General features: G+C 42.5%; 9 protein-coding genes, 1 tRNA gene and 1 rRNA gene. 2 read left to right on the forward strand and 9 right to left on the reverse strand.

All coding sequences use genetic code 11. The features are described 5' to 3' along the window. Window positions 1–35 precede the first annotated feature (35 nt). On the forward strand, window positions 36–248 hold the full coding sequence (locus MM817_RS07590; RefSeq protein ID WP_241713287.1) for a hypothetical protein: 213 nt from the start codon (window positions 36–38) through the stop codon (window positions 246–248). A gap of 88 nt (window positions 249–336) precedes the next feature. On the opposite strand, the gene MM817_RS07595 is transcribed toward MM817_RS07590, so the two are convergent. From MM817_RS07595 to MM817_RS07615, 5 genes are all read right to left on the reverse strand, one after another. Next, window positions 337–1,107, reverse strand: coding sequence for a RecB family exonuclease (locus MM817_RS07595; protein WP_241713289.1), 771 nt, complete (start codon window positions 1,105–1,107; stop codon window positions 337–339). A 395-nt stretch (window positions 1,108–1,502) separates the two neighbouring features. Continuing rightward, window positions 1,503–4,730: an adenosylcobalamin-dependent ribonucleoside-diphosphate reductase gene (locus tag MM817_RS07600; protein WP_241713291.1), complete on the reverse strand. Its 3,228-nt coding sequence runs from the start codon at window positions 4,728–4,730 to the stop codon at window positions 1,503–1,505. 63 nt (window positions 4,731–4,793) lie between these two features. Further along, a complete protein-coding gene (nrdR, locus tag MM817_RS07605) occupies window positions 4,794–5,273 on the reverse strand; it encodes a transcriptional regulator NrdR (RefSeq protein WP_241713293.1) in 480 nt (159 codons plus the stop codon). Window positions 5,274–5,367: 94 nt separating this feature from the next. Continuing rightward, complete coding sequence (locus MM817_RS07610; protein ID WP_241713295.1) at window positions 5,368–6,135, reverse strand: HAD-IIA family hydrolase; 768 nt, start codon at window positions 6,133–6,135, stop codon at window positions 5,368–5,370. Continuing rightward, window positions 6,135–6,710 (reverse strand): cob(I)yrinic acid a,c-diamide adenosyltransferase, encoded by a 576-nt coding sequence (locus MM817_RS07615; protein ID WP_241713297.1) that lies wholly within the window; start codon window positions 6,708–6,710, stop codon window positions 6,135–6,137. Before MM817_RS07615 ends, MM817_RS07610 begins: the two co-directional genes overlap by 1 nt. A 46-nt stretch (window positions 6,711–6,756) precedes the next feature. Between MM817_RS07615 and MM817_RS07620 the strand changes: the two genes are divergently transcribed. After that, a complete protein-coding gene (locus MM817_RS07620) occupies window positions 6,757–7,629 on the forward strand; it encodes an MBL fold metallo-hydrolase (protein ID WP_241713298.1) in 873 nt (290 codons plus the stop codon). On the opposite strand, the gene MM817_RS07625 is transcribed toward MM817_RS07620, so the two are convergent. From MM817_RS07625 to rrf, 4 genes are all read right to left on the reverse strand, one after another. Beyond that, window positions 7,610–8,434, reverse strand: a complete 825-nt coding sequence (locus MM817_RS07625) for an NUDIX hydrolase (protein ID WP_241713300.1) — start codon at window positions 8,432–8,434, stop codon at window positions 7,610–7,612. The genes MM817_RS07620 and MM817_RS07625 overlap by 20 nt on opposite strands. A gap of 37 nt (window positions 8,435–8,471) precedes the next feature. Continuing rightward, window positions 8,472–10,079, reverse strand: coding sequence for a glutamate synthase-related protein (locus MM817_RS07630; RefSeq protein WP_419723375.1), 1,608 nt, complete (start codon window positions 10,077–10,079; stop codon window positions 8,472–8,474). Window positions 10,080–10,269: 190 nt separating this feature from the next. Then, window positions 10,270–10,344: transfer RNA gene (locus MM817_RS07635), tRNA-Val, on the reverse strand. A 5-nt stretch (window positions 10,345–10,349) separates the two neighbouring features. Continuing rightward, a 5S ribosomal RNA gene (rrf, locus tag MM817_RS07640) occupies window positions 10,350–10,466 on the reverse strand. Between the last annotated feature and the right edge of the window lie 8 nt (window positions 10,467–10,474).

Raw genomic sequence — 10,474 nt, forward strand, 5'->3', positions numbered from 1 at the left:
AGCCCAATTGATCGATGTATATAGGAGGAATTTTTATGTCAGATGCACCAGCCCATTCCATACTTTGCCCCAAATGTGGAGGTACGTTATTTAGGGAAGAAAAAATAGTAGAACTGAATTCAAGTGTTATGGTTACACGTGGTATGTCCGTTCCATCTCAAGTCAATAAAGTGACTTACCAATATGCCTGTATAGCCTGTGGTCATATTATTGATGAGCATTTTAGCGGACATCTTAAAGTGGAATAAAATTACATAAAAACGATAGGTGATGAGTGCGTATAGCTACTGACCACCTATCGTTTTCATCCCTCTTATTTACATGTCGATAACTACCTTAACCACGTCCATGTCCGCTAGCGATTTCTGCATGCGTCTGACGCTCTTGATAGGCTCCACACATGGATCGAAATGGACAAAAGCGAGAACAAAATCCACTTGAATACTTAGCATCAAAACGCTCTTCTTCTATTTTTCTCCACGTTTGTGCAACCCACTGCTTAGCCTGATCGCGTTTTGCTTCTGTGATATCCACCCATTCGCGTTGACCCGAAACAATAAAATCAAAGTATCCACTATCAGCAGGCTTGCCATAAATGGACTCACAAGCAGCTGAATAAATAACTAATTGATACATTTTCTTTGGATTTTGAGCAGAAAATGTTTTACCCGTCTTTAAGTCAGCAACCATATACCCGTGTTTAGGCGAATAGATCACGCGATCTATAAATCCTTTAATAGGCGGAACTCCAGGTGCCATTGGCAATAAAAATTCTTGTTCGGATGCAACAACATCACTAACTTTATATCCACTAAACCGGTGAATAGCACGTATCCCATTTTTATAAAATTCTACTGCCGTTTTACGATCAGGAAATTCATCCAAAACAGCAGGAAATTGCTGATCAAATGTCGATTTTAATTCATCAAATGCTTTTTCACCGCTTGAATTAGCATGATCTTCATAAAGTGCATGAAGCAACTTTCCAAAAGTCGTATAATGCGTCGGAACCTCATCTGTCGGAGTTGCATGTGCTACATATTCATAATAAAATCGCAGTCCACATGTCTCATATAATGACAAACGACTATAAGACAAATATTCCATTCTACTGTGACACACTCCACTCTACTTTCAATCTATAACCTTTATTGATCATACCATGTTTTTTAACCGTGTAGAGTATATAGCATCACTTGTTAACATTCTGAATATCTGATCAGGGCAAACGTCCAATCACAAAGAGCTCCAGTTGCATCTAGTAATAGTGGGCCAACTGACAAGGCCATCAGGTTCATGACTCAAACATGTGGAGGGATTGTCATGTACGGTGCATTTGGAGGCTATACTCGCTGGGCAGTTGTATTTTTAATTATCTTTGTTCTCTTCTTCCTTCTGGTACCCGGTTACACTGGAGCCGCAATAAACTAGTTAGGCATGAACAAAGCAGGGAGAGCATCGATCTCCCTGCTTTGTTCAGCCACTACATCATACTCTATCTCTTAACACTTACTGTATCCACATGCCTCGCACTCATTGCATCCACCATGGCGCACAAGGCTATGTTGGTGACACTCCGGACACCAATCCCGTCCACCTTCCGCATCGCGCAAAGATCCGTGTACTGGTTCTTGCAAAGAAGTGAGAATCCCGTTCTCATCTTCAATCGTTGCGCTCATTTCCGAAAGAGACGTGTTACGTAATGGAAACGTCTCGGAGTGATCAATCAAAGATTTGGCGATTGCGTCCGGTACACTTGTAATGCGACGTTCTCCAAAGCCAACGGAGCTCTGACCACCGATACCGCTAAAATGCTTGACTAAAACAGCCTCTTTATCAGGATTCTGCGAATCCATCAAATACAAGGTAATAGCTCTCCCAAGTGCTTCATTGGCCGCGTACACATCTGATCCTGCCTTACCAATATTCACAAAAATTTCTCTTGCCAGATGCTTTTCATCATCATTAATCGTGATAAAAGCAGTCCCTAGTGGCGTTTCTTTCTTATATGTTGCACCATAAAGCACATCAGGACGCTTGCGTTTTTGATAATCTCTTTCGTCGGTATATCCAGCATTGGATAATCTCGTACCATCCATAGAAGTGGCCGCAACTTGTTGTGGCATAAGAGATTGATCATCAATACTACCATTTGCCTCAGTATTAGAAGGATCTGTTAAAGTCAATACTTGCTCAGAGCGTGATCCGTCACGATAAATGGTTATTCCTTTGCAACCAAGGTCATAAGCAAGATCATATAAGTGCTTCGTGTTTTCTACGGTATACGAATTTGGAGCATTACAGGTTTTGGAAATACTGCTGTCGATCCACGTTTGCAATGCAGCTTGCACCCGAACGTGTTCTTCAGGAGATAATTCCATGCTTGTAACGAAATAATCAGGAAGATCATGACTGCCTCCATGTTCTGCCCTGTATTTCTCCACAATGAGAGCACTCTCTTCAAACATTCCAAGCCTAGAGTTGCGGTAATAGGACCACGCATAATAAGGTTCACAGCCAGTTGAACAGCCAACCATCGTACCTGTCGTACCTGTTGGGGCAATCGTCATTGTAGTGACATTGCGAACGCCATGTTTTCGAATGGCTTCCACAACATGTGGACGATATTGCGCCATAGTTTGCATAAACCCAGATTGCAAAAATGGTTCTTCCTTGTACATAGGAAATGGTCCATTTTCTTTCGCCAATTCCACCGATTCAAGATAGCACCACTCTGCCATTAAGCCAAGCAAAATATCAATAAATCGTACTGACTCTTCTGAACCATAGCGAATTCCACAGTAGATCAATAAATCGTGTAACCCCATAATACCTAACCCAACTCGACGCTCACTTAGTTGATTGCGGCGATTATCTTCAAACGGATAGTACGTCGCATCAATAATTGCATCTTGAAAGCGTAGCCCTGTTCGCGTAATTTCCTCAAGCTCTTCCCACTTTACATGGTGCAACAAAAAATCTACTCGATCAGCGGCAAAATACTTTGCCAGCCAATGTCGAATATACGACTGTTTTTCTAGATCGTGAAACTCAACATATTCCCCTGAGTCCTCAAAGCCTGCGGCAAATTGACTTAAAACCACGGCTCCTAAATTACAAATCCCAAATGCTGGTAGACCTTGTTCACCACATGGATTAGTAGCAATGATAGGATTAAAATAGTGTGAATTAGACATCGCATTATATCGTCCTAAAAATACGACACCTGGTTCTGCTGATTGCCATGCAGAACCAATCAATTCATCCCAAAGCTTAGTGGTTTTAATCGATTCTGTTACCTGCAAAGGTTTCTCTTGACGCTCCCACTCAAAGAAGTCACCGTGAAACTCTGAACTGCACTCTAAAGGTGGATATCCTAATATCCATTCTTCATCTTTAGCCTTTGCTTCCATAAACTCTTCAGATATCCCCACGGAAATATTGGCTCCTGTGATGACTCCATCCACTTGCTTACAACGAATGAATTTTAGAATATCTGCATGCCGATCATTTAAGATAAGCATCAGTGCACCGCGACGAGATCCACCTTGCAGTGTTAACTGACAGCCTACGCTCATGATCTCACCCACGCCAACAGGTCCAAATCCTTGTCCAAATACTTGATTGCCCTTGTCGTACAACTGACCCCAAGAGTACGCACCTGAACTGCGACCATTGACTCCACGTACATAACTATAGCGTGGCCGTAAAGAAGACAACACCATAGCCACGCGTTTATGTGCTAACATAGCTTCCCACATATCAGCAAGGGTACTCGCAATCGTCCCGCGACTATCGCCTGGATTCATCACTACTCCCATTAGGTCTTGCATCATCTGTGCGCCACTTTCGACGATTTTATCATAAATCACTTGTGCTGGAAGGGTTGCTCCATAACGAATTGGGAGATCGGCCTCTGTCCACGCCTGCAAATCACCTTGCCACTGCTCATCGTACTCAGGTGCCGTGGTGTCCGGAAATACGAATGTCCACATCTCACCATGTTCAACAGCACGCAAAAATGCAGTAGACACATGCACGACTTTTGTACTGTTTGGATAATCTTGCATAAGAAACTCCAAAAGATCCTCATGCCATGTATCAAGGACAAGTAGCAACTCCGATTTACGTGAGCGTTCTTCTACAGGTGACACCCATCCCTCAGGTGGTACTTGGCTTAGGTTCATCCCGACTCCACCAGAACGCGCCTGAATTTCTAGTGTTTGTCCGAAAGAACGCGCATAATCACGAACAGTTGAACCTACATTGGGAATCACAAAACAATTATAACTAGTTGTTTGTATACCAGTTCCCATGGAAGCATTAATACGTCCTCCAGGTACGTATCTCCATTGGCTCTGTAACTCATAAAACTTATCTTCATATAGTTTAGGTGACTTTGTAGCTTTAGCGACAGCATGTGCAATTCGTCGCCACATCTGACGAGGGGCCACTTCTTGTAGAACATCCACATGATCAAATGATAATTCTGTTTCATACCCATCACGCACTTGTACCGTTACTGAACGATTGCCTTGATCGACATCAATAACGCGAGCAAGTTCATGATATGCGCGTTTGCGATCTAGTACTGCCACCACAAGACTTCCGACTTGTAGCGTCTCTTTCTTAGCGTCTTTTAGCAAGTAACGATCGGCGACAATGCGCTCTCCTGTTACTCCTAATTGATCTTCCTCAGTAAACGGCAATATTTGTTTGATATCTGGCATTTCGTTACATCCTCCTCCAACTACTCTCCTGATCAAGTTTCATCCACATCATGGATGAATGACTTAATCTTGCGTGTTCTCTTGATTTGCTTGTTGATGCAATAACTGCAATATCTCTTTGGCAAACGTCTCTACATCGCGAAATTCGCGATATACGCTTGCAAATCTAACATAGGCTACCCCATCAAAAGAGCGCAATCGTTGCATGACCTTTACACCTATTTCTGCAGATGGTACTTCTCGCTCGTACTCAGCCCGTAATTCTCGCTCTATCTCATCGACTACTTCTTCTATTTGCACAAAAGAAATCGGTCTTTTTTCACATGCTCGTACAATACCCCGACGAATCTTTTCACGATCAAATTCTTCTCGTGTGCGATCCTTTTTCACTACCATCAAGGGCCCTAACTCAACCCTTTCATAGGTTGTAAACCGCCGCTGACAAGCGATACACTCTCGTCTTCGCCGAACGGTGTATTGATCATCATTTGCACGGGATTCAATAACTCGAGAATCTAATGCTTGACAAAACGGGCAACGCATGCCTCCACCCCATGACTATATGTAGTGTAATAGACTCGGCATTTAAGATTATATGCACTATATATAGAAAAAGCAAGAGATAAAAAATAGATTGCTAGATAAGTAAATCACCTATACTAGCAATCTTTTGATCCGCTGTTGCGGTTACTGTAGATTGAATGCCTGACTTTACCCAAATGGTTTGCGCGCCAGCTAAAACAGCAGATGCTATGTCCGTTTCTGGGTTATCACCAATAACAACAACATCTGCTGGAAGTGCACCCAATCGATCACATGCAGACACTACAAATGCAGGATTTGGTTTACCAATAATATATGCACTAGACTTGGTTGCCCGCTCAAGAAATGCAAGGATCGCTCCTGCACCCGGGAGCACACCTGATTCTGTAGGTAGTGCATGATCAGAATTCGTTCCAATAAATACTGCACCTCTTATTACATGTGTCATCGCGTTGCTCAATTGAAGATAATCTACCTGTCGATCAAGACCAGACACAACCGCATCCACGTAATCTGATGTACCTTCTACGATGTGAATCCCAGCTTGTTGTAAAACTTGCTTCAATCCGATTTCGCCAATCACATAGACAGTCGGGGTTTTAGACACATGCTCTATGAGCCACTCTGCAGTCGCTGTACCACTTGTATAGACATGGTTTACATCGCCTGGAAATCCCTGCTCATGTAGTAATTGAATGACCATGTCTGGTGTTCTTGTCGAATTATTGGTCCAATAGAGATATGGAATGTGCAATTTCTCCACTTCCCACATAAATTCCACTGCTCCGTTAATGGGGCTGCTCCCTTTAATGAGAGTTCCATCTAGATCTAACAATAAACCCTTCGCATGACGCCATCCCATCACTCTACATCCTGTGCAGGTGCCGAAAAATCAACAGTTGGCTCTGCAATCGCTAGTCGAGCATTCACTACCCGGGCCATAACAAACAATAAATCAGAAAGTCGATTGACATACTTTCTTATCTCGTGATTAGCTGCTTGTTCACGAAGGAGTGTCACACACATGCGCTCTGCGCGTCGAACAACAGTTCGCGCATGATGGAGCTCACTTGCTGCAATGTGACCGCCAGGTAGGATAAATTGATGAAGCGGGGCTAATTCTCCTTCCAAGCGGTCGATCACTCGCTCTAATAATGCCACATGCTCTGCTGTAACATGTGGTTGATCATCCTTATCTTCAGGCGTAGCTAAATCACGCCCTACATCAAATAAATCGCGCTGTATGCGCAAAAGAATCTTTTGCAAGTCATGTAACTGATGTGCGTAAGGCACCATTTGAGCATGCACAACACCTAAGATGGAGTTTGCTTCATCAACTGTCCCATATACTTCCACTCGTAAGTCGTCTTTAGCAACTCGTCTACCGTAAATTAAACTAGTTTGTCCCTCGTCGCCTGTTTTCGTGTATATTTTCATTATAGATCTCTAACCCCTTATCTTAAACTTGAAAGGATGACGTACCTTGGAACAGTGGTCGATTGATCGTATTCCGGTGAGCACGAATGATCATTTGTTAGAACACGAAGCAAATGCTTATCTGCTAACTCATAACTGTGAAGATGCTTTGTTGATAGATGCCGGATATGCTGACTCGACGCAGACCATCTTGCAACAAATCGAAAGACGACGTGCAAAACTGCATGGTATCTATCTCACCCACTACCATCCTGATCATAGCCTGGGTGCAGCATACCTAGCAAGGCTTACAAATTGCCCAATATATTGTCATCCGTTAGAATACAGACCATTACTAGAACTCTATGCAAGTCGCTCCATCGAAATCAAAAACATTCACATTATGCCTTCATTGGTGAATGGCAGTACAGTAACACATTACAACCAATCTCTTGACGTCATCCATACCCCAGGACATACCCATGGTCATATCGCTTTACACGATAAAACTTCAGGAATCATGTTTACAGGTGATACAGTTATACCTCAAGGAACTGTTTGGATTGGACCACCAGATGGTCATCTTCGCGACTATCTACAGTCCCTCGATCAACTAATCGCACGTAAACCATCTACTGTATACCCAGGACATGGGGTAGTCACTGATCAGCCTGATGCTTTAATGACGGCGATGAAAGCACGCCGCCTCATGCGCGAGCATCAAATCATAACACTTTTACAAAGTTCCCCCAAAACCTTAGAACAATTGACACAGGAGATTTATAAAGAATCAGTGCCTACAGAAATGAGTTGGGTAGCCTTGAAGACTGTCCAAGGACATTTGCAAAAAATAAGAGAAGACATGATTATCTCAGTAACAGTTGATCCAGTTGCCAATCAAATAAGCTATTACATCGAGTCTACGACATCCGTGAAATAAAATCATTTACGCGTTTCTGATCATAAACCTGCAGCGGCATTCGTCCCTGAGCAAGTAATTCATCAAGAGTCTGATAATTATTTAGAGCACTGACAGCATCTACAGTAGGTGGGGCCATCAGATATACATCTTTTTCAAACTCATTAAGTATTTCACTGGGTGTTGCCCAGACTGCGCTTTCAATTTCATCAGAAGATAATTGCAACTGTACGTTTGTAGGTGACGTGCAGATGAAATAATGCGTATCAAATCGATACTTCACCTGAGATGGAGTCACTCTTCTCCCAAAGTATCGAGCAGGCGGCAAATATTTCAGATCGCGTGCAACCTGACGCCATGTTGTCAAACTTGGTAAATCTATCAGTTTCTCATCGGCTAGACCTTCTTGACCTACTCGCGCCGAATTGTACATATTAGAAAGCAATAATACGCCCGTTTCTTCATAAAGTTCGCGCAACCCCGTTGCGTAAAGTGACCAGAAAAGTTTTGTCTTGTCAACATGTTCTCCCAACACTAATGAACTCTCTATTTCAAAGTCAGAAGGCACTTGCATATCTAGTGCCATGCTGTTGAACGTAATTACAGGTTTTTGGGATAACCAGACATCAGCCATAAGCAGATCCTCTTGCTCAATCACACCACCTGGAAAGACCATAAAGCCAGGCAAAACTCTTAAAGTTTTTGCTCGTTTGACCAACAATAACTCAAATTTTTGAGATTCTTGACGAGGTCTAACCATAATCATGGTCGTTGAAAACTTAGGTTGGTTAACCTGCTGTGAGTGAGTATCATGTGTATCTAACATATGACTTAATCCCCCAATACCTTTGCGTTTATTTTCATTATCCTATAGAACGACCAATTTGTTCTACAGCTGGTGCAGATCTCGAAACCGGGAGTGGAAATAAATCACTTAGACGTACCGCACGACCGTACTCATTTTTATAAACGACATGTTCCCGAGTAAACTTGCGTGGACTATCAATCCCAGTAGCAGCAGCAAGCGCAAAAAGACTTTGACGCATACTCAAAACATAATTCATCACACGCCACTTCTTTTCTTCAGGTACAAGTGCACCTTGGTATTTCGGATCAGTAGTCGTGACACCAGTAGGGCATTTTCCCGTATGACACTGCATAGCCATGATACATCCATTGGCCATCATAAAACCACGCGCAGAGTTCACTGCATCTGCACCAATAGCAAGTGCAATTGCAACCTTATCAGGAGCAATTAACTTTCCCGAAGCAAAGATGCGAAAACGATCTCGAATACCATACGAATATGCAGTATCTACAACAACGATCAACGCTGAAAATAAAGGTAACCCCATCGTATCAGCCATGGATTTAAAAGTAGCCCCAGAGCCACCATCTCCACCATCAACCGTAATAAAATCAGGATATACATCCATTGCAATCATGGATTCAAATAGATCATCAAGCTTACTCTGTTGCCCAACTACAATTTTAATGCCAACAGGCTTTCCGCCTACTTTTTGAAGTTTAGAAATAAACTCCAAGGCATCTCTACTCGTTTTAAGAAAAGTAAAACGGTTAGGAGAATTGACAGTCTTACCAATCGGTACTTTTCTAATTTGAGCTACCTTATCATTTACTTTATTGCCTTCTAAGTGACCGCCTCTAATTTTTGCACCTTGTGCAAACTTCAGTTCAAATGCCTTAATATTCTCTTCGTGGGACTTACGTTCAAATTCTTCCCATGAAAATTCTCCATCATTTGTTCGATAACCAAATAAACCAGGTCCGATTTGTGAAACAATATCAGCACCGGTCTGTAAATGTTCAGGTGCTACTCCACCTTCACCTGTATTAATCCATGACCCACCAGCCAAATGAGCACCCTTACCAGTACTTAAAATATAGTGTTCTCCAACAGATCCATAAGAAGTAGCAGAAGCACCAAACATCCCGTATAAACGCCATGGATGAGTGCGTTCAGATCCAACTACCACAGCATCTTCCTCAGAATATAACCAACGAGACGTATGATCTTGTACTAGCTGCTCTTTACGTGAAAATAAACCTTCTTTTTGTACCACGTATTTCTTTGCTATAATATCCTCTGTATTATTTACGCTCATTTCTGATGTTAAAAGAGGGAACATATCATTCGCCAAGTAAAATCCTGAATCTTCATAGTTCCGTTTCGAACCAAAACTAATTAAATCAGTTCGATATTTTGCAGAAAAAACAAGTCCTAAAAAATCAGCGCGCGAAAACGGACGCCCTTGTTCATCTCCATCAAACCAATATTGTCTAAACTCAGGACCCACTTTTTCAAGTGCATAACGCACCCAACCTAAATACGGATGTGATCGTATAATGGCATGTTGCGGTTTTCTTGCTAAAATAAAAGCGGTTACTAAGAACACAAGAACAGGAATTACAATGATAACGACTAAAATAATGAATATAAGTAACAACAAGATACTCACTCCTCTCCTTGTAACCCTATCACACCAAGCCAAAGAAAAAAAGATACAAAGCATAGTAAGCATCTTACAAACCTTGGCAAATATATAAATTTGACATGGTAGTTGTCGATTTCAATACAAAAAAGAGTGTTGCATAGTCATTCGTCAAACGACGATTCACTACGCAACACTCTATTATAAATGGTGCGGCGGATAGGAATTGAACCTACGACCCCCACCGTGTCAAGGTGGTGCTCTCCCCCTGAGCTACCGCCGCAAATTGCCTGGCAACGACCTACTCTCCCAGGACCCTGCGGTCCAAGTACCATCGGCGCTGGAGGGCTTAACCTTCGTGTTCGGGATGGGTACGGGTGTGTCCCCTCCGCCATCATCACCAGACGCTGCAT

Origin of the sequence: Sulfoacidibacillus ferrooxidans (genome assembly GCF_022606465.1) — a bacterium.
GTDB classification, from domain to species: Bacteria; Bacillota; Bacilli; order Alicyclobacillales; family SLC66; genus Sulfoacidibacillus; species Sulfoacidibacillus ferrooxidans.